At 67.3% G+C, this 18,159-nt stretch carries 18 protein-coding genes; 12 read left to right on the forward strand and 6 right to left on the reverse strand.

The window, feature by feature from the left end; translation table 11 throughout:
• Nucleotides 1-11: 11 nt before the first annotated feature.
• Nucleotides 12-1,217, forward strand: coding sequence for an AAA family ATPase (locus ACFQDH_RS06020; RefSeq protein ID WP_382399421.1), 1,206 nt, complete (start codon nucleotides 12-14; stop codon nucleotides 1,215-1,217).
• On the opposite strand, the gene ACFQDH_RS06025 is transcribed toward ACFQDH_RS06020, so the two are convergent.
• Nucleotides 1,214-2,431 carry an ATP-binding protein gene (locus ACFQDH_RS06025; RefSeq protein WP_382399423.1) on the reverse strand — a complete coding sequence of 406 codons (1,218 nt, stop codon included), beginning with the start codon at nucleotides 2,429-2,431 and terminating at the stop codon, nucleotides 1,214-1,216. The two genes, ACFQDH_RS06020 and ACFQDH_RS06025, sit on opposite strands and share 4 nt — an antisense overlap.
• A 384-nt stretch (nucleotides 2,432-2,815) precedes the next feature.
• On the opposite strand from ACFQDH_RS06025, the gene ACFQDH_RS06030 reads away from it, so the two are divergent.
• The 3 genes from ACFQDH_RS06030 to ACFQDH_RS06040 all read left to right on the forward strand — a co-directional run bounded on the left by ACFQDH_RS06030 (nucleotide 2,816) and on the right by ACFQDH_RS06040 (nucleotide 4,167).
• Entirely contained in the window at nucleotides 2,816-3,343 is a 528-nt protein-coding gene (locus ACFQDH_RS06030) for a type IV toxin-antitoxin system AbiEi family antitoxin domain-containing protein (protein WP_382399425.1), read from the forward strand.
• 183 nt (nucleotides 3,344-3,526) lie between these two features.
• Nucleotides 3,527-3,757, forward strand: a complete 231-nt coding sequence (locus tag ACFQDH_RS06035) for a CopG family transcriptional regulator (RefSeq protein WP_382399427.1) — start codon at nucleotides 3,527-3,529, stop codon at nucleotides 3,755-3,757.
• Nucleotides 3,754-4,167, forward strand: a complete 414-nt coding sequence (locus ACFQDH_RS06040) for a type II toxin-antitoxin system VapC family toxin (RefSeq protein ID WP_382399429.1) — start codon at nucleotides 3,754-3,756, stop codon at nucleotides 4,165-4,167. Before ACFQDH_RS06035 ends, ACFQDH_RS06040 begins: the two co-directional genes overlap by 4 nt.
• A 9-nt stretch (nucleotides 4,168-4,176) precedes the next feature.
• Here the strand turns inward: ACFQDH_RS06040 and ACFQDH_RS06045 are convergent, their stop codons facing one another.
• Nucleotides 4,177-5,661 (reverse strand): MFS transporter, encoded by a 1,485-nt coding sequence (locus tag ACFQDH_RS06045; RefSeq protein ID WP_382399431.1) that lies wholly within the window; start codon nucleotides 5,659-5,661, stop codon nucleotides 4,177-4,179.
• Between ACFQDH_RS06045 and ACFQDH_RS06050 the strand changes: the two genes are divergently transcribed.
• The 3 genes from ACFQDH_RS06050 to ACFQDH_RS06060 are packed head-to-tail and all read left to right on the forward strand — an operon-like array spanning nucleotide 5,660 to nucleotide 7,871.
• A complete protein-coding gene (locus ACFQDH_RS06050) occupies nucleotides 5,660-6,253 on the forward strand; it encodes a VOC family protein (protein WP_382399433.1) in 594 nt (197 codons plus the stop codon). The two genes, ACFQDH_RS06045 and ACFQDH_RS06050, sit on opposite strands and share 2 nt — an antisense overlap.
• A gap of 26 nt (nucleotides 6,254-6,279) precedes the next feature.
• Nucleotides 6,280-7,284 (forward strand): sigma-70 family RNA polymerase sigma factor, encoded by a 1,005-nt coding sequence (locus ACFQDH_RS06055; protein WP_382399435.1) that lies wholly within the window; start codon nucleotides 6,280-6,282, stop codon nucleotides 7,282-7,284.
• A 2-nt stretch (nucleotides 7,285-7,286) separates the two neighbouring features.
• Nucleotides 7,287-7,871 (forward strand): TIGR03086 family metal-binding protein, encoded by a 585-nt coding sequence (locus tag ACFQDH_RS06060; protein ID WP_382399437.1) that lies wholly within the window; start codon nucleotides 7,287-7,289, stop codon nucleotides 7,869-7,871.
• A 16-nt stretch (nucleotides 7,872-7,887) separates the two neighbouring features.
• On the opposite strand, the gene ACFQDH_RS06065 is transcribed toward ACFQDH_RS06060, so the two are convergent.
• Nucleotides 7,888-8,736 (reverse strand): MurR/RpiR family transcriptional regulator, encoded by an 849-nt coding sequence (locus ACFQDH_RS06065; protein WP_382399439.1) that lies wholly within the window; start codon nucleotides 8,734-8,736, stop codon nucleotides 7,888-7,890.
• A gap of 8 nt (nucleotides 8,737-8,744) precedes the next feature.
• A complete protein-coding gene (locus ACFQDH_RS06070; protein WP_382399441.1) occupies nucleotides 8,745-10,127 on the reverse strand; it encodes a type I glutamate--ammonia ligase in 1,383 nt (460 codons plus the stop codon).
• 143 nt (nucleotides 10,128-10,270) lie between these two features.
• Between ACFQDH_RS06070 and ACFQDH_RS06075 the strand changes: the two genes are divergently transcribed.
• Genes ACFQDH_RS06075 through ACFQDH_RS06085 form a run of 3 tightly spaced genes read left to right on the forward strand, consistent with a single transcriptional unit; the run spans nucleotide 10,271 to nucleotide 14,102 of the window.
• Complete coding sequence (locus tag ACFQDH_RS06075) at nucleotides 10,271-11,782, forward strand: APC family permease (protein WP_382399443.1); 1,512 nt, start codon at nucleotides 10,271-10,273, stop codon at nucleotides 11,780-11,782.
• Between the two features lie 35 nt (nucleotides 11,783-11,817).
• Nucleotides 11,818-12,942, forward strand: a complete 1,125-nt coding sequence (locus ACFQDH_RS06080; RefSeq protein WP_382399445.1) for an amidohydrolase family protein — start codon at nucleotides 11,818-11,820, stop codon at nucleotides 12,940-12,942.
• Nucleotides 12,939-14,102, forward strand: coding sequence for a M20 metallopeptidase family protein (locus tag ACFQDH_RS06085; RefSeq protein ID WP_382399447.1), 1,164 nt, complete (start codon nucleotides 12,939-12,941; stop codon nucleotides 14,100-14,102). The genes ACFQDH_RS06080 and ACFQDH_RS06085 overlap by 4 nt, the downstream gene beginning before the upstream one ends.
• 104 nt (nucleotides 14,103-14,206) lie before the next feature.
• Here ACFQDH_RS06085 and ACFQDH_RS06090 read toward each other — a convergent pair whose 3' ends face one another.
• Nucleotides 14,207-15,103 carry an SGNH/GDSL hydrolase family protein gene (locus ACFQDH_RS06090; protein ID WP_382399449.1) on the reverse strand — a complete coding sequence of 299 codons (897 nt, stop codon included), beginning with the start codon at nucleotides 15,101-15,103 and terminating at the stop codon, nucleotides 14,207-14,209.
• Nucleotides 15,104-15,472: 369 nt separating this feature from the next.
• Nucleotides 15,473-15,928: a MarR family winged helix-turn-helix transcriptional regulator gene (locus tag ACFQDH_RS06095; protein WP_382399451.1), complete on the reverse strand. Its 456-nt coding sequence runs from the start codon at nucleotides 15,926-15,928 to the stop codon at nucleotides 15,473-15,475.
• A 306-nt stretch (nucleotides 15,929-16,234) separates the two neighbouring features.
• Here ACFQDH_RS06095 and ACFQDH_RS06100 point away from each other — a divergent pair, with 306 nt between their 5' ends.
• On the forward strand, nucleotides 16,235-16,687 hold the full coding sequence (locus ACFQDH_RS06100) for a sigma-70 family RNA polymerase sigma factor (protein ID WP_382404817.1): 453 nt from the start codon (nucleotides 16,235-16,237) through the stop codon (nucleotides 16,685-16,687).
• Nucleotides 16,688-16,730: 43 nt separating this feature from the next.
• The gene (locus ACFQDH_RS06105; protein ID WP_382399453.1) at nucleotides 16,731-18,158 is read left to right on the forward strand and encodes an outer membrane protein assembly factor BamB family protein; all 1,428 of its coding nucleotides are present in this window, start codon (nucleotides 16,731-16,733) and stop codon (nucleotides 18,156-18,158) included.
• The last annotated feature ends 1 nt before the right edge of the window (nucleotide 18,159 follow it).

Here is an 18,159-nt window from a genome sequence, read left to right on the forward strand (position 1 = left end):
AAAGTCCTCGAGTGGACCCGATACGCAACCCCTACGCGCCCGGCGCCGGGCAACGCCCGCCAGAGCTGGCCGGCCGTGACGACGAGCTGCGCACCTTCGACGTGGTGCTGGAGCGCATCTCCCGCGGACGTCCGGAGCGCTCGGTCGTGCTCACCGGCCTGCGCGGTGTCGGCAAGACCGTCCTGCTGAATGCGTTGCGATCAGCCGCTGTTCGCGCGAAGTGGGGCACCGGCAAGCTGGAGGCACGCCCCGAGCAGCGCCTCCGCCGCCCACTCTCGTCGGCGCTGCACCAGGCGGTCCGCGAGCTCGGCCACTCCCAGCAGGAGGACGTCGACCAGGTGCTCGGTGTCATCAAGTCCTTCGCTCAGCGCGACGCCGGCGCCAACGCCAAGCTGCGCGACCGGTGGAACCCGGGCATCGACGCACCGGCAGTGTCCGGCCGCGCCGACTCCGGCGACATCGAGATCGACTTGGTCGAATTGCTTTCCGACGCAGGCGGATTGGCTGCCGACATGGGCCGCGGCATCGCGATCTTCATCGACGAGATGCAGGACCTCGACCCCGAGGACGTGTCGGCGCTGTGCGCCGCGTGCCACGAGATCAGCCAGGCGTCGCTGCCGATCATCGTCGTGGGCGCGGGTCTGCCGCACCTGCCGGCCGTGCTGTCGGCGTCAAAGTCGTACAGCGAGAGGCTGTTTCGCTACGCCCGCATCGACCGGCTCCCGCGCGAGGCCGCGGACAAGGCGCTGCAGTCCCCTGCGCAGGAAGAGGACGCGGAGTTCGACGAACCCGCGCTCGAAGCGATGTATGCCGCCACCGGTGGCTACCCCTACTTCATCCAGGCCTACGGCAAGGTGGCGTGGGACGTGGCACCCGGCTCGCCGGTCAGCGCGGCCGACATCGCCGTCGCGGCACCCGCAGCCGAGACCGAGCTCGCGGTCGGATTCTTCGGATCCCGTTACGAGAGAGCCACTCCCGGTGAACGCGAATACCTGCGCGCCATGGCAGACGCCGCGAGCGACATACCCGATGACGAGCGGGACGACGTCGAGTCGGTGCCGACCTCTGCCGTCGCCAGGGTGCTCGGCCGCAAGCCTCAGTCGCTCTCGCCCGCGCGTGACGCGCTGCTGAAGAAGGGCCTCATCTACTCCGGGGAACGCGGCCGCATCGCGTTCACCGTCCCGCATTTCGGCAGGTACCTCCGTAGCGTCAGCTAGCGTGTTCGCCGACGGCGCTTCAGCTCGGGTACCTCTAGAACCGGGACCGCGCGCATCATGAACTTGTCGAAGTGGGGCACAGTGAAGGCCGCGTATCCGAATTCCGGTGTATAGAGCAAGCCCATGTTGATGAGCTCAGCTCGTGTAGGTGCGAGATTCTCCGACGTCCTGCCCATTCGTTCGGCAACGTCTGCTGCTTTCTGCGCATCAGGCCCGAGCTCGGCCATCGCCCGCAGGTAGGCGCGTTGCAGGGCAGTGGCTCTGTCCAGGCGGACTCGAAAGAACGAGCCGTCCAGTTTGGCTTCGTATGCGTCGGCAGCGTCGCGTACATTGCTGAGTTCGACCCTGTTGCCTTCCGCGATCGCCCAGGTGACGTAGCCCAGTTCTTGCAGGAAATACGGGTAGCCGCCCGTGGTCTTGACCGCCTCGGTGAGTGCTTCGACAGACCAGGTGACGCCCTCGTCGTCCGCCGGCATTGTCAGCGCTCGGCGAGCATCGTCAGGACTCAGGTTGCTGATGGCCGGGAATTTGAAGAGACGTTCGGCGTAGGACTTCGCGTCGCCGGCGAGCTCGGCGATCTGGGGGAGGCCTGCGCCTACCAACGTCACCGGAAGTTTGCGCTGCACCATCTTGTGCAGGGCTTCGATGAGCGCCTCGAGCTGGGCGCGGCTGAGGAACTGCACTTCATCGAAGAGCAGGACCACCCCATGGCCGTGCTCCTTGGCCGCCTCGCCGAGGGCGATGAACACGTCAGTGAGGTCGGCGGCAAGGTTCTGGTGGTCTGCGAATCCTTCGGCCGCATCGACATCGAGACCGAGCGCCCAGTTACCGTCAGCAGACGCGCTGAGAGTGAACGACTTGAGCACTGCTGCGGCGTGGTGGAACCGCTCCGTCCACCGAACTTTCGGCGACAGATCGAGAAGCGCAGAGCGCAGGCGGGTCGCCAGGTCCAGGCGGAACTCGGTTTCATCGTGCTTACTGACTTCGAGCTCGACGACCGTCCATTGAGCGGCGAGTGCCTTGGTCCTGAACTGGCCGAGAAGCACTGTCTTACCGACGCCGCGAAGTCCTGTGATGATCATCGACTGCTCGGTCCGACCGCGTTCCAAACGGGCCAACAGTAAGTCGAACGACGCCAGCTGATCGTCGCGGCCCACCACGGCTTCGGGCTCGGCGCCGGCGTTTGGGGTGTAGGGGTTGCGCAGCGGATCCACGCGTCCACCTTACGTACTTTAGAAGAGATTATCCAGATCTAATAAAGAGCTCTAAGGTTACTAAGGCGAGTTGTGGTCGAGACTCGGCACACCCGACGCTGGTTTCGCCGCGGCGGCCGGCGGCAGAGCCGGGCACGTGGACGCAGGTCGCCGTCGCCAACTTGAGCGGCCTACTCAGCGATGCGGAGCATGAGCGCGTCTGCGAGGTTGTTCGGCCCCCACCGCCGGGATGAGGCACGCCGTCCTCGTCGCACGCTGCGTCTGCAGCTCGACCTGCCCGTTGTCGACGCGGACCATCGCCGCGTCCTTGCCGTGCTGCGGTTCCTGGGAGTATCCCGGGACTGACTCTCCCATGGGTCACCGCGACGCGCACCCGAGCACGGCATGTCCCGAAGCTCGTTCTACCGCCACGCTCACGCCGGCGAGTACGAGAAGATTGCGCGCGGCCTCTACCTCCCTTCAGACGCAAACGCCGCCGACTGGGACTGGCTAGAAGCCGCCTCGCGCCAGCGCCTGGCAACCATCTGCTTGACCTCAGCCCTGGCGCACTACGACCTCATTGACGACATCCCCGCGGCGCTCGACATCGCCATCCCACGCGGCACCCGGACGCCCGCGACCACCGGAGCCATCGAGTGGCACCACTTCGCGGAGGACACCTTCGAACTCGGGCGCACCAAGATCCGCATCCCAGGCGCGAGCATCACCATCGGCATCTACAGTCCAGAACGATGCATCGCCGATGCGTTCCGGCTACGCGGTACCAACGGATACGAACTCGGTCGCAACGCGCTGCGTGAGTGGCTGCGCCGCGGAGGAAACCCGCTGACCTCATGGACATCGCGACCAAGCTTCCCCGAGCGAAGGGCCCGACCCTGCAGATGCTGGAAGCAATCGCATGACAACTGGTGACGAGGTCTTCAACCAACTCCAGCGGGCAGCGCGCTCATTCGCCGACAAGACTGACAGGCCGGCGCCGACAGCGGAGTACTTGAGCAGGCATGGGCTGGAGTCGTTCCTTGACCGACTCACACAGACCGCTCACGCCGAAGACTCCCGACGACCGACGACTCCTACTTCCAGTAGGATTCTCCCATGACCGCCCACCACGGTGCTGAGAAACACTCGGTGACCATGCCCGCGGAGACCTCCGAAGGCGTGCGTTCACGGGTGGGTGCGCGCGGCTTCTCGGCATACATCGCTGGCGCCGTTGCACGCCAGTTGGAGCGGGACGCGCTCGGCGACCTCCTCTCCGAGATGGAGGCTGAGCACGGTCCGGTTGACGAGGCCGAGGTCGCCGCGATCATGGACCGGCTGGCTACGTGATCGTCCGCCCGCAGTCGATCCTGCTCGATGCGGAGGCTCTGTCAGCGTTGGCGTTGGGTGAGCGACGGAGGCGGGCCTGGGCGGAGGTTGCGCGTCGTACCGACTCGATCTTCTACGCCTCCACGGCCACCCTCGCGGAGGTCGCCGACGGGACATCTCGGGATGCGCGGATACGGCGGGTGGCCAAGCTGGTCCGCTTGGTCGAGGTCGACGATGCCATCGGCTATCGAGCCGGAGCGTTGCGTGCCGGCGCCGTAGGCCGTCGCAAGAAGCCACGCGACCTCACGGTTGACGCGATCGTCACCGCCACTGCGTCAAGCCTCGCGGCGCCAACTGTCGTGCTCACGTCCGACGCGGCCGATCTTGAGTTGCTGCTGATCGACGCCGACGTGCAGGTGATCGCGGTCTGATCAGCGGTGCTACTCGGCCGGCGCGGACTTGGACGGGTCGCGAAGCAGCACCAGCGCGATCACGATGCCGGCGACCACCAGACCGGCCGCGATGGTGAAGCCGAGGTGGTAGCCGGCGGTGAGTGCGCTCGCGTCCGGCACGCCGCCGTGGCTCAGGGCGCGGGTGCGGGCAGTCGCCGCGGAGGAGAGCACGGCCAGACCGACAGCTCCGCCGACCTGCATCGAGGTGTTGATCAGGCCCGACGCGACGCCGGCATCCTGGGCGGACGAGCCGGACATCGCGTACATCATCACCGCCGGTGCTCCGGCTGCGGCGCCCAGGCCGAGCACCAGTGCTGCGGGCAGGATGTCCGTCAGGTATGACGCCTCGACCGGCACCCGGGTCCACAACGCAAGGCCGATCGTGATGGCCGTCATGCTGGCCAAGAGCATGGGGCGTGGCCCGAAGCGGGTGGTGAGCGGCTCGGCATACCGGACGGAGACCACCGCCATCAGCGCGGTGAGCGGGAGGAACGCAATGCCGGTGTGCAGCGCGTCATACCCCTGAACTTGTTGCAGATAAAGGACGCCGAGAAAGAACAGACCGAACATCCCTGCAACAATGAGGCATTGGATGAGGTTCGCGCCAACAACGTTACGGGAGCGGAAGATTCGCAGCGGCAGCAGCGGTGTCGTTGCCGCCGCCTGGCGCCATACGAACGCTGCCAGCAGAATGACGGTCGCCGCGATGCCGATGAGGGTGGCGCTGTCGGTCCAGCCGTGTTCCGCGGCCGGCTTCACGATCGTGTAGACACCGGTCATCAGCGAACCGGTCACCAGGGCAGCCCCCAGCGTGTCCAGCCCTGTGCCGAACCCGGTTCCCTGGTCGCGGGGGACGAATCGGACTGCGGCCACCAGCGTCGCGATGCCGATGGGCAGGTTCACCAGGAAGATCAAATGCCAGCTGGTCAGCTGGGTGAGGGCGCCGCCCGCGAGCAGTCCGATCGCACTGCCGGCCGACGCGACGAATGCGAAAACCCCTATGGCGCGGGCCTGTTCGCGCGGCTCGGGGAACATCGTGAAGATCATCCCGAGGATGACCGCCGACGTCATCGCTCCTCCGACACCCTGCAGGAACCGCGCTGCCACGAGCATGGTGCTCGACCAGGACAGCCCGCACAGCAGTGAAGCGACGGTGAAGACCGAGATGCCGGTCAGGAAGACGGTGCGTCGCGACACCAGGTCGCCGAGGCGTCCGGCGAGCAGTAGCAGGCCGGCGAAGCTGATCAGGTAGGCGTTCACGACCCAGGCCAGGTCCCCTTGCGCGAAGCCGAGGTCGCGTTGGATCGCCGGCAGCGCGACGTTGACGACCGTTCCGTCGAGCACGATCATCAGCATCCCGGTGCACAGCACGGTCAGCGAGATCCACCGTGCGCGAGCCGATTCGGTCGCAGGTGGATCCACCGCTCGCGCGGACGGTGTGGCCGGTTCGACAACTTCGACGACTGCAGACATGACTTCGGTCCTCTCGTGGGCCGGCAACCGCTGGTGGTCGCCGTTCACCAAAGACAGACCGGCCGCCTCAGCAAAACTCATCCGCGGCGGATCGATGAGTTTCGTCGCTCCCGCCGGTCAGTACCTCGTGAGACGCGCCCGCAGCGTGGCGTCATACGAAGGGACAGACATGAGCACTCAGACCAGCACCGAGCACACCGACACCGCAACGTCGGTCGGGCAGGTGACGAGTGTGCTGATCGGCACGCACGACGTCGACCGGCTGCGCACTTGGTATGCCGAAGTGCTCCCGCCCCAGCGGGAGGAGCGGATGCAGCAGTACCGCGTTCTCGACTACCACGGGTTCTGGTTGTTCCTCGACCCTCGGGACGACGTGCCGCCTGCCGCCGCCGACCCGCACCGTTTCCTGCTCAACATCGAGGTCGACGACGCCACGGCGGTGGCGCGACGCGCGGATAGCCTTGGTACGACGTGGGTTTCGCCGCTGGAGGACCGCGACGGCAGCCTGTTCGGGACGATGCAGGATCCGGATGGCAACGCCATACAGATCATTCAGCTGAGCGATGCGGCCAAGAAAGAGATGGCCGACTGATGATCCGGACTGCCAGACTCAAGGGCGTGAGTGGGACCGACGCGTCGGCGATCGATGATTTCCCGACGCAGACCGAGGCATATCGTCGCGAGCTGTTCGCGCACTGCTATCGGATGATGGGCTCGACCCACGACGCCGAGGACCTGGTGCAGGAGACCTACCTCCGGGCGTGGCGGGCGTATGGCGCATTCGAGCACCGCGCTTCCGTGCGGACCTGGCTCTATCGCATCGCGACCAACGCCTGCCTCACCGCTCTCGACGGGCGAGCGCGTCGACCGTTGCCGACCGGACTGGGCGCACCCAGCACTTCGGCGGCAGAACCACTCGAGGAGCGGCTCGAAGTGCCCTGGCTCGAGCCGGTGCCGGACGCACTCATCGACACCGACACACGCGACCCGGCCGCCATCATCAGCGCGCGGGAAAGTGTGCGGCTCGCCTTCGTGGCGGCGCTGCAGAATCTGCCGCCGCTGCAACGAGCGGTGCTCGTGCTGCGTGACGTGCTCGCCTGGCAGGCGAGCGAGGTGGCCACCGCGCTCGAAACGTCGGTCGCCAGCGTCAACAGCGCCCTTCAGCGCGCGAGGGCACAGATGGCGTCGGCCCGCGTCTCGGAGAACTCCGTGGTGGTCGACCTGTCGGCCGAGCAGCGGGAGCTGCTCGAAAGATGGACGAATGCGTTCTGGGAGAAGGACATTGAGGCGCTGACCGCTCTGTTCACCGCCGACGCCGTCTGGGAGATGCCGCCGTTCGCAGGCTGGTATCAGACGCCGGCCGTCATCGCCGAGCTGATCGGCACCGCCTGCCCGGGACGACGCAACGAGATGCCGATGATCCCGACCTGGGCCAACGGGCAGCCGGCGTTCGGGCTCTACCTCAAGACCGAGGACGGTTCCTTCGAGCCGTTCCAGCTGCAGGTGTTGCAACTGGAAGGTGCTGCCGTGCGGCATACAGCGGTTTTCTTCGACACCAGCCTGTTTCGCGTATTCGGCCTGCCGGATCACCTGCCCGCGGGCACCGGTGCGGGGTTGTCATGAGTATGGCGGCGCCAACGCTGAGCGCCGGGGTGGAGTTGTTCGACCGTGCCGTCGCGTACATGCGAGGCGTGCTGGGCGGTCTGTCGTTCGACGCGGACTTCGATCTGTTCGCGCCGACCCCCTGTCACCGGTGGACGATCGGTGACCTGTTGGAGCACCTCGACGACTCGCTCGGCGCGCTCGAAGCCGCCGCGACATACGGGCACGTCGACGTCGTCGCGCAGGAGGCTTCCGGCACGGTTGGCCTCGGTCTCGTCGACCGGGTGCGACACCGCACGAGCACCGCGCTGGGCGCCTGGGTCACCGACACCAGCGAGCGGGTCACCATCGCGGACGTGTCCCTGGGCTCGGCGACCCTGGTCGCCGTCGGCGCGCTGGAGGTCGCCGTTCACGGCACCGACCTCGCTCGTGCCGCGCACCTGGGTGTCGCGTTGCCCGACGACCTGGCGGATGAGCTGCTGGCGGTGGCGCCGCTGATCGTGACCGACGCCGACCGCGGCATACGTTTCGCCCCCGCTGTTTCCGTGTCGTATGACGTCAGCCCGGCGCACCGGCTGCTCGCCTACACCGGGCGTGCGTGTATGTGAGTCCGGCTCCCGTTCGTCACCCGGCGGTGTCCCGGCCGAGCTGATCCAGCTGCGTCAGTCGGCGACGTCTTGCGTCGGGGTCGCGTTCGGCGACGGCGACGAGCAGCGCGTCGATCATCGCGAAGGCTGGGGTGAGGCAAGCGAGTGGTCCCGGCCCGTCGATCGAGGTAGTAACCAACGCGGTTGCTTCACGGGCCAGCGGGCTCAGATAGGTATCGGTGAAAAGGACCAGCTCGGCACCACGCGCAGTGGCGTCGCTGCCGAAGCGGATCGTGTCGCGTTCGTAGCGGCGGTAGTCGAACGCGACGATCGTGTGTCCATCGGTGACGTCCAGCAGCGCTGTCGCGCGTGCACCGTGTTGCGGCTCGACATACCGAACGCCGGGCCGCAGCAGCTGCAGACAGGTGGACAGGTACATGGCGAGGCCGGCCGAGATGCTGCCGCCGGTCACCAGGATCGGGCCAGGGGAGTCGGCCAGCATGGTGACCACGCGGTCGGAATCGCCGTCATCCGCTCCGTGTAGCGCGTCGATCACCGCACGCCCGATGTGCTGTTCACAGCGTTGCAGCACCGCCGACGGGGTCCCGGGGTCACCAGGTGGATAGAGATCTGCGGGTGCTGCAGCCCGTGCAGAGAGCTCGGCGCGAAGTCGCGCCTGGAGGTCGGCATGGCCGCTGAAGCCGAGCTTCGCAGTGAATCGCACAACGGTTGGCGCGCTCACTCCAGCGAGACCGGCGAGCCCAGCCACCGATTGCAGCCCGGCAGCCGGGTAGTCCGCCAGGAGCGCCTGCATGATCTGCAACTCGGCCGCGGTGAGCTCGCGGCGATGGGCGCGCATCCGCTCCGCGACGGTCTTCGTCGACATACGGGCCGTCAGTACTTCCAGCGGACTGCTGCCGCGATGTCCTCGTCGGAAGCGTTTGCGAACCGGGCGTTTTCGGCGCGCCGAACCTCCACAATGGTGGTTGCCAGCTGCTCCCCGAACGCCTCGGTCAGCGCGTCGTCGGCCTCGAAGGCGCTCGCGACGTCGGTCAGCGACGTGGGCAGGGACTGTATGCCGCGAGCACTCCGCTCCTCGTCGCTCAGCCCGGCCGGGTCGACCTCGATCGGCTCGGGCAGGTCGCGACCGACCCCGATGCCGTCCAGTCCAGCGGCGATCAGGCCCGCGACGACGAGGTAGGGATTGGCAGACTCGTCGAACGACTTCACCTCGAGATTGGCGGCGCGATATTGGTCACCGACCGACCCGGTGACGAAACGTACTGCGGTTTCACGGTTTTCGAGACCCCAGGCCTGGAAGGCGCCTGCCCAATGCTGCGGAATCAATCGCAAGTAGCTGGCGGCCGATGCGGTGCCGACGGCCAGCAGCGCCGGTAGGTGCTGCAGGATCCCGGCACTGAACTGCGAGGCGACCTCGGTCATCCCGTAGCGGGCTTCCCCGTCCGCGAACGCATTTCGGCCGTCCGCCCACAGCGACAGGTGCACGTGACCGCCGTTGCCGACGCCGCCGGCAACCGTCTTGGGGGAGAAGGACGCTCGCAGTCCGTGCCGCTGGCTGACCGCGCGGATCGTCTCCCGGGTCAGCACGAAGGTGTCCGCGGCTGCCACCGGATCTTCGGCGACGACCGACACCTCGAACTGGCCCTCGGCATACTCAGGGTGGATCTGCTCGGCCTCGATCCCTTGTGCCGCAAGGGCATTGGCCAGATCGCGCAAATAGTCCGAGGCCTCCACGACGCGCGTGAAGCCGTATGCCGGGCCGCGTACCGCAGGCACGAAGTCGTCATTGTCCGGACGATCGACACCCGCTGCCCACTCGATCTCGAACGCCATACGCGCCGTGTAGCCGGCATCGGCCAACCGGGCCACCTGGCGCCGCGCCAGGCTTCGCTGGTCGAGTGGATGCGCCGACCCGTCCTGCGCCAGCCGATCCACCGGTGCCCACGCCCAACCCGGTTGTGCCGCAAGGACAGTCAGCCGAGTCAGGTCGGGAAACAGGCGCAGGTCGCCGACCGGGCCACCGGCGAAACGGCCGGCGACGATCGAGTCGTCGGACAGGAAGGCGTCGAAGACCGGCGACATGCCCACGCCCCACGTGGCGGCGTGAACCAACCGGGCGATCGGCACCGCCTTCACCCTGGTGATGCCGGATATGTCCACGAACGTCAAGGCGACTGCGGCCACCTCGCGGCCGGTCAGCACCGTGGCAGCGCGATGCGCCTCCGCCTGTCGTCGAGCGCGTTCTTCCGTGTCCACCTGACGACCTCCTTCGCACGCACCGCACTGTGCGGCTATGCCGAACCGCTTCATCATAACCACGTCTGAATGATCTGTTACACAGCACAAAACAGTTGTACTGTCTATTTCGGGGGCGAGACCGACTCCAGAAGGAGCGTGCGATGGCTGACTCAAAGCCGCCACGGCTGCGCCGAAACCTGTCCATCTGGCAGGCGATCGGCCTGTCGGTCGCCCTGATGGCGCCGAGCATGGCGGCCAACATCAACCCCCAGGTCACCGCCAGCACCGTGGGGCGAGCGGTGCCGCTCACCTTCCTGCTCGCCGGCATCGGCGTGTTGCTCGTCGGCTATGGCTTCGTGCGGATGTGTCAGTACTACCAGCACGCCGGATCGGTGTATGCCTTCGTCGGCTCGACGCTGGGACCGCGGGCCGGCGCGGTGTCCGGTGCGGCGCTGTTCGCGACATACACCTTCTTCGGCGTTGTGACGTCCTGCGCGTTCGGCATCCTGGGCTCAGACTTCCTGAACACCGTTGGCATCTGGTCAAATCCGCCGAGCTGGGCGGCCTTCCTGCTGGCCGCGATCGCTCTCGCGGGCTGCCTGGTGCTCACCATCATCCCGGCCAAGCGCGGCACCACGACACTGCTCTCCATCGAGGGCGCCACGATCGTGCTGATCCTGATCGTGTGCGCCATCGTCCTGGTCCGGCTGATCGCCGGGAACGCACCCTCCGGCGGCGGCCAGAGCTTCACGATGAAGGTCTTCGCGATCGAGCCGGGGACCGACGGGTCCACCCTCTTCCTCGGGATCGTCTTCGCCTTCTTGTCGTTCGCCGGATTCGAGGCGTCGTCGACGCTGGGCGAAGAGACCGCCGAGCCGCGCAAGAACATCCCGCGCGCGATCCTCGGCACGGCGATCTTCGGCACCGTCTTCTTCACCGTGGTCACCGCCATCGAAGTGATGGGCTTCGGCGCTGGGTCTGCAGGCGTCAAGGCGTATGCCGGATCGTCCTCTCTGGTGGGCGATCTCGGCCGATCCTTCGTCGCCGGCTGGGTCGGCGACGTGGTCACGCTCGGTGCTGCGATCAGCGCGTTCGGATGCTGTCTGGCGTGCATGGTCGGCGCGTCGCGACTGATGTATGCGATCGCGCGCGACGCGGGCGGCGAGCGCGGCTTGGCCAGCGTTACGCGGGAAGGCACGCCTGGCGTGGCCGCCACGACGGTCGCCTGCCTGATGGGTCTGATCATTGTGATCGACGGCATCGCCTTCAACGCCAAGATCGAGGACGCCTTCGCCTGGTCCGGCACGATCGGCACGCTGATCATCTTGGTCGTCTACGTGCTGACCACGATCGGCGCGATCCGACTGCTCTTCATCCAACGCAAGATGCCGGTGCCGATGTGGGAGATCGTCATCCCGATCCTCGCGCTGGTCGTGCTCGGCTACACCCTCTGGCGCAACGTGCTGCCCTACCCGGCGTCGAACACGCCGGCCTTCTGGTTCCCGATCGTCGCCGGTGCCTGGCTGGTGCTGTGCGCGATCGCCGTGCTTGCCGCGCCGTCGACGGCCGCCCGACTCGGCGAACGGCTCGCCGCGGAGGACGGGCTGGCCGGCGAACTCGACGAAGCGGCCGCTGAACGAGCGCCGACCGAGGCGAGGACACGAACGAAGTGAGGCCCGCAGGCGAGGGCAGAGGCGCGACAGAAGGAATGAGCCTGCTGGACGACGTCGAGCTGATCGACCACCACTGCCACGGGATCGTCCGCATGGACCTCGACCGGGCTGGCTTCGAGTCGATGCTCTGCGAGGCGGACGGGCCGGGACGGTGGCACGGGTCGCTCTTCGACACCCACGTGGGGCTGGGGATCCGGCGTTGGTGCGCCCCGCTCTTGGGGCTGCCCTCGTTGGCGCCCGCAGACGACTACCTCGCGGCGCGGCACCAGCTGGGTGTCGATGAGGTGAACCGGCGCCTCATCTCGTCCCTGCCGACGCGAAAGTTCTTGATAGACACCGGCTTTCAGCCCGAGTCGCTGACCTCTCCGAGTGAGCTGGCGGCGCTCGCCGGCGGCGTCGGCGAGGAGATCGTCCGGCTCGAGCAGGTCGCCGAGCACGTGGCGACCTCAACCAGCGCGGCGCGTTTCGCCGACGACTTCCGTGCCGAGCTCAGCCGCCGTTGCGCCAACGCCGTCGGTGTGAAATCCGTTGCGGCATACCGGGTTGGGCTCCGACTGGACCCGGCACGACCGACGGATGGGGAGGTGACCGACGCCGCCGGCCGGCTGCTGCGGGCCGTCGAGTCCGGGGCTGCGGCGCGGGTGGCGGATCCGGTGCTGACGCGGTTCCTCATCTGGTCGGGCGCGGATCTGGGTATGCCGGTCCAGTTCCACGTCGGGTATGGCGACGCCGATGTCGATCTCGCCGATTGTGATCCGCTGCTGCTCACCCCGATGATCCGGGCGCTCGGTGAACTCGACGTGCCGGTGATGCTGCTGCACAACTACCCGTTCCATCGGCACGCGGGTTATCTGGCGCAGGTCTTCGACCACGTCTTCGTCGACGTCGGGCTGGCGTTGCACAACGTCGGTCCGGGCGCGCCGGGGGTGCTGGCCGAGTTGCTGGAGCTGGCGCCCTTCGGCTCGGTGCTCTTCTCCTCCGATGCCTTCGGGCTGCCCGAGCTGTATGTCGTCGGGACCACCGTCTTCCAGCGGAGCCTGGCCGGCTATCTGGAGGCCGGAGTCGCCGACGAAGCCTGGACGTCGGAGGACGCCCGACGGTTCGCGACCGGCATCTGCAGAGGGAACGCCCGCCGCGCCTATCGCCTTGAGGATTCATGAGTTTCGACATCCCGGGCGACCTCGTGCGACGGTTACGCGCGGCGCTCGCCGAGGAGCTTTCCGGGGCGATCGCCTTGCGTCATACGATCCATGCGGACCCACACCTGTCCGGAGAGGAAGGCCCTACCGCGGAACTGGTCGCGGCCGCCATTGGTACCGGCGACGGAGCCACCGTGGCCGACACGGGACGCCTCATCCACGTCGGCGACGACCCATGCGTGGTGCTGCGTGCCGAGCTCGACGCGCTGCCGATCGTCGAGCAGACCGGAGCCGACTGGGCCGCCGACGGCGGCGTCATGCACGCCTGCGGCCACGACGTGCACCTGGCCGCACTGACCGCGGTCGCGCGGGCCGTCCACCGGGTGCGTGGTGAGGACTCGGCGCTCGCGGTGCTGCTGCAGCCTCGCGAGGAGCGGGCACCATCAGGTGCCCGGGACGTCGTCGAGGAGCGCGTGCTGTCCCGCATCCAACCGCGCGCGATTGTCGCGGCACACGTGCAGCCACGGGTTCAGGCCGGTGTCATCGCGGTCACACCGGGTGTGGTGAACGCCTCCGCTGACGAATTCGAAGTAACCGTAAGCGGATCCGGCGGGCACGTCGGCTATCCGCACACGGTGCAGAGTCCGATCACCGCCCTGTGTCAGACGGTGCTGAACCTCCAATCCCTCACTCCCGCAGGCGTGGACCCGATGCACGGTGCCGTGTGCATGGTCGGGTGCGTCCAGTCGGGCACGACCAACAACGTCATACCCGAGCAAGCGTCGGCCTACGGCTCGCTGCGGTTGATGCGCCTGGAGGACCGCGAGCCGACGGTTGAGCGGATGCGCCGGATCGTCGAGCACACCGCGGCCGCACACGGGTGTGTCGGAGAGTTGAATGTCGTGCTGGGCGAGCCGGTGCTCGTCAATGACCCTGGCCTTGCGACGGCGACGACCGGGTGGCTCAAGGAACTGGGACACCCCACGACCGACGACTTCCGATCCTTCGGCGCCGACGACTTCTCCTTCTACGGACACCACGTGCCGGCGCTGATGATGTTCGTCGGCACCGGCGGCGACCACGGTCTGCACGACGCCCGCTATCTGCCGGGTGACGACACAGTCGGCACCGTGGCGGACGCCCTGCTCGCCGGGTACCTCGCGGCGACGTCGGCCGACTAGCCGGACACCTCGATGGTGACGGGGTATTGGCCGCGGTATGACGCGCCTCGAGCCATACTCGTGCTCCGCCCGCTGGCCCGACCGAGCCCGGGTGGACGCACGCGTCAGCGGTGGAGCTGACGCAGGGTCTGGGTGGCCATGGCCGCCTCGCCGGTTGCGTTCGGGTGCACCGGGAATGCGTTGATCGGTCCGACTGCCGGCTCGATCCACCGCGTCCCCGCCGGCTCGCACGCATCGTGGCCGACCGAGCTCGAGGACATGTCGATGTACCGCGCGCCGGTCCGCTGGGCAGCCCGCTGGACCGCGGCGTTGAGCACGTTCTCTTCGTGGTCCAGCCACGGGACGTCGCCCATCGCGATCGGCATCGATGGGTAGCACGACAGCTCCCCGACGGGCGGCAGGATGTGTGGGTAGCCCAAGATGACGACGGTCGCGACGGGAGCCTTCTGACGCACCGCGGTCAGCGCGGCGACCAGATGGGGGTAGGTCTGGGTGGTGATCTCGTCGGTGAACGTGGTGCCGTACTTCTGCTCGCAAGGGTTGCCCATGATGTCGGAGGACGAGATGGTGGCGCAGCCGAAGAACGAGTCGACGAAGACGTTCTCGTCATTTCCGCCGATGGTCATGGTGACCAAGCGGGTGTGTTTGGTGACCGCGTCGAGCTGCGGGGCGACGCCCGGTGCCTGCGAGGAGAAGAAGTCGGACGTCTTGGCGCCGCTGCAGGTTACGTCGGTGAACGACGACGGCTTCGTCCAGGCAGCGATGTCGTGCGCATAGTTGAGCGTCGAGCGGCTGCACGTGGGAGGAGCGGTCGCGACGAACGGTGCCTCCCCGGCGGCGGAGGAGTAGCTGTCACCCAGCGCCACGTAGGGCGAGGTCTTGATCGCGTGTGGGTTCGCAGTCGGTGGAGTCACCTTCGCCGTGGCAGGGCCGGCGGCACCGATACCAATAGCCGCGGCGAAAAGGGTTGCAGCAACAACGCTGGTAATGCGACGCATCATGAACTCCGGTGTTCGTGAACAGTCCAAGTGCTGACCGCTCGCCCCGGGCCAGGAGGCACCTTCGGTGCCCGTTGCTCAACGTAGCAACCGCCTCCCCGCCCGGCAATGGTTCGCCGCACCCGCCAGGCCCGGCGTTCGAGCCGCGCCGCCACCACCAGACCCGACCTCATATGCGGCTGTAGGACGCTGGTTTGGGCGCCCTCCAGATGCTGTTGGTGCGTGTCCTTAACCGGGCTGGTAAGTGTCGGCCAGAGTGCGTAGCCCCGTGGCCGTAGGTGATGTCGTTGGGCTAAGGGCTGACGTGATCGGTGGTGAAGGCACCCTTCAGGGTCTATTCGCTCCTGGGCGGGACCCGAGATCGAGTCGGAGTCAGTCGCAGTTGCGGAGGGGCCGACCGTGAACACTTTTCGTGAGGTGTCGAAGCGTGGCCTGCAGCGCGGCCAGTCCCGCGTCGTCGATGGCCATGGATTCCTTCATGGCGCAGTGGATCTTGTTGGCGTGGACGCGCAGCTCGTCCCCGCGGGGAGACAATGCGACCTTGACGACGCGGGCGTCGGTGGCTACCCGGGTCCGGGTGATGAGGCCCGAACGCTCCATACGGCGAAGCAAGGGAGTCAGCGTGCCGTGATCCAACTGCAAGAGGTCCGCGATCTCCTTGACGGCGCGGGAGTCCTTCTCCCAGAGCGCGAGCAGTACCAGATACTGCGGGTAGGTGACTCCGAGCTTGGCCAAGATAGGGCGATATGCCGCGGTCACCGCTCGGGACGCGGCGTAGAGATCGAAACAGATCTGCTCGCTGAAGGGTGGGACGTGAGTTTCGGCCACGCGTCACATCCTTGCACCTTCTGCTAGCTTGACCGAGTACCTTGCGCACAAGATACTTGGTTCTCGTCCCTTCTAGAAACCCTGGAGTCCCGGTGGCAGCTCACCTCTTTGATTCGGACCCTCGGGGTGGATGCACGCTGTGGAAGTGGTGGCCCACCAGTGCCGAATGACGACGGCTGCCCATCGGCTTCTCGGCAACACCTGCGCCCGTCAGCAGATCCCGGATCTTTCGCTGAATTCCTGGCGCGTCAACTGACAGCAACTGGTCGCGGCGACACTGTGGCCTTCACTCGGCTCTACGACGCGATGGCCCCACGCGTCCACGGCCTTGTGTTGCGCGTTCTGCGCGATGAACACCGGGCCGAAGAAGTCACTCAGGAAGTCTTCCTGCAGATCTGGCAGAACGCCGATCGCTTCGATCCCCAACGCAGCTCGGCGCTCTCGTGGGTCCTGATGCTGGCGCATCGTCGCGCGGTGGACCATGTGCGTTGCTCGGCAGCCTCGAGACGTCGGGATCAGAGCGATTTCGAGAGGTCGACGCAGACGCCAAGAGATGTCACGGTCGAGTCCGTGGAGACCGCGCACGACGCTCACCTGGTGCGCGCGGGCCTTGCCACACTGTCCCCGGCGCAGCGCCAAGCCCTCGAGCTCGCCTACTTCGGTGGCCATACCCACTCCGAGGTCTCACGCTTGATGCGGACCCCCTCGGCACCGCCAAGACGAGGATTCGGCAAGGCCTCATCCAGCTCCGCGCGGTGATGGACTCGAACCACTGCGAGCCCGTCGGTGCGACGATGAGTGAGTGAGGCGGGCTACGGCAACTCGAGTGCCGATCGCGCTGATGCTGGCGATCGGTGTCTGCGCGGCGGCGTCGTGCTCCGGTCCCTCGTCCGGCAGCGCCGAGTCGCGCGCGCCGGGCACCGCGTCATCCGGCGCCACACCGGCGCGGGCAGGGGATCCGAACACGTCCTGGACGTCATACCACGCGAACGACGCGCGCACGGGAGCTGTGGCAGCCACCTCGCCGCCGCTCACATCGAGCCACATCGCTTGGGCGGCAAACCTCGGCGGAGCCGTCCGCGGCCAGCCACTGGTGGTCGGCCGTCGCATCATCGCCGCGACCGAGTCGAATCGGGTCGTCGCCCTCAACCCAGTCAACGGAAAAGTGTTGTGGTCGCGGACAATTGGCGCGCCGCTGCGAAATGTCGCGCAGGCCGCAGGCTGCGGCAACATCGATCCCTTGGGCATCACGAGCACCGCCGTCGCGGACCCCACGACGAACACCGTCTACGTGGTCGGCGAGATCGATGTGCGCGGCGTCGTCCACCACCAGCTCGTGGGTCTCGACGTGTCGACGGGTCGCATCCGGCTCAGCGTCTCGGCCGACCCGCCGCTACCGGCGGGTGAGCGCGCGGTACACCTCTTGCAGCGGGCGGGCCTCGCAATGCGGGACGGCGTCGTCTATGTCCCGTATGGCGGGAACGCCGGCGACTGCGGCACCTATCACGGTTGGGTCGTCGGGGTGAACACCGTTGCAAATAAACCGAATTCGGTGTTCGAAGTGGCGCCGGGCAGCCAGGGCGGCGCCATCTGGTCGAGCGGCGGCGCGCCGGCCATCGACGGACGCGGCAACGTGTTCGTCTCGACCGGCAACGCCAACCCGTTCCCGTCCGCGACCCCTGACCCGGCGAGGTACGCCGAAAGCGTGCTCAAGCTCAGCCCGACCCTTCGTGTGGAGGCGCAGTTCAAGGACCGGAAGTCGAGCGGCGACGCCGACCTCGGCACCGGCAACCCGGTCCTGCTGCCGAACGGCGAAGTGTTCGCCGTCGGCAAGACCGACATCGGCTACTTCCTGCGCCAATCCGATCTTGGCCAGGTCGCGGCCGTGCCAGACGTCTGCGGGAGCGACCCGGACGGAGGGCCGGCGTATGACGCCAGCACCCGCCGACTGTTCGTCCCGTGCCGCGGCGGCGGCATCCAGGTGATCGACGTGGCGACGCACCGGCTCGGGCCACTGTTGGCCGGTGCGGACAGCGCGCCGATCGTGATCGGCACACAGGTGTGGGCGCTGGACACCGGAAGCGGGCGGCTCACGACATACGACGTCAAGACGCTCAGGAAGATCCAGAGCGTGCCTGTCGGCACGTCGGTGCCGGTCTTCACCTCACCCAGCACCGGCGCCGGGCTGGTCATCGTCGGCACCACGCAGGGCGTCACGGCGTTCGGCTGAC

The sequence above is a fragment of the Flexivirga alba genome, from assembly GCF_042661025.1.
Classification (GTDB): domain Bacteria; phylum Actinomycetota; class Actinomycetes; order Actinomycetales; family Dermatophilaceae; genus Flexivirga; species Flexivirga alba.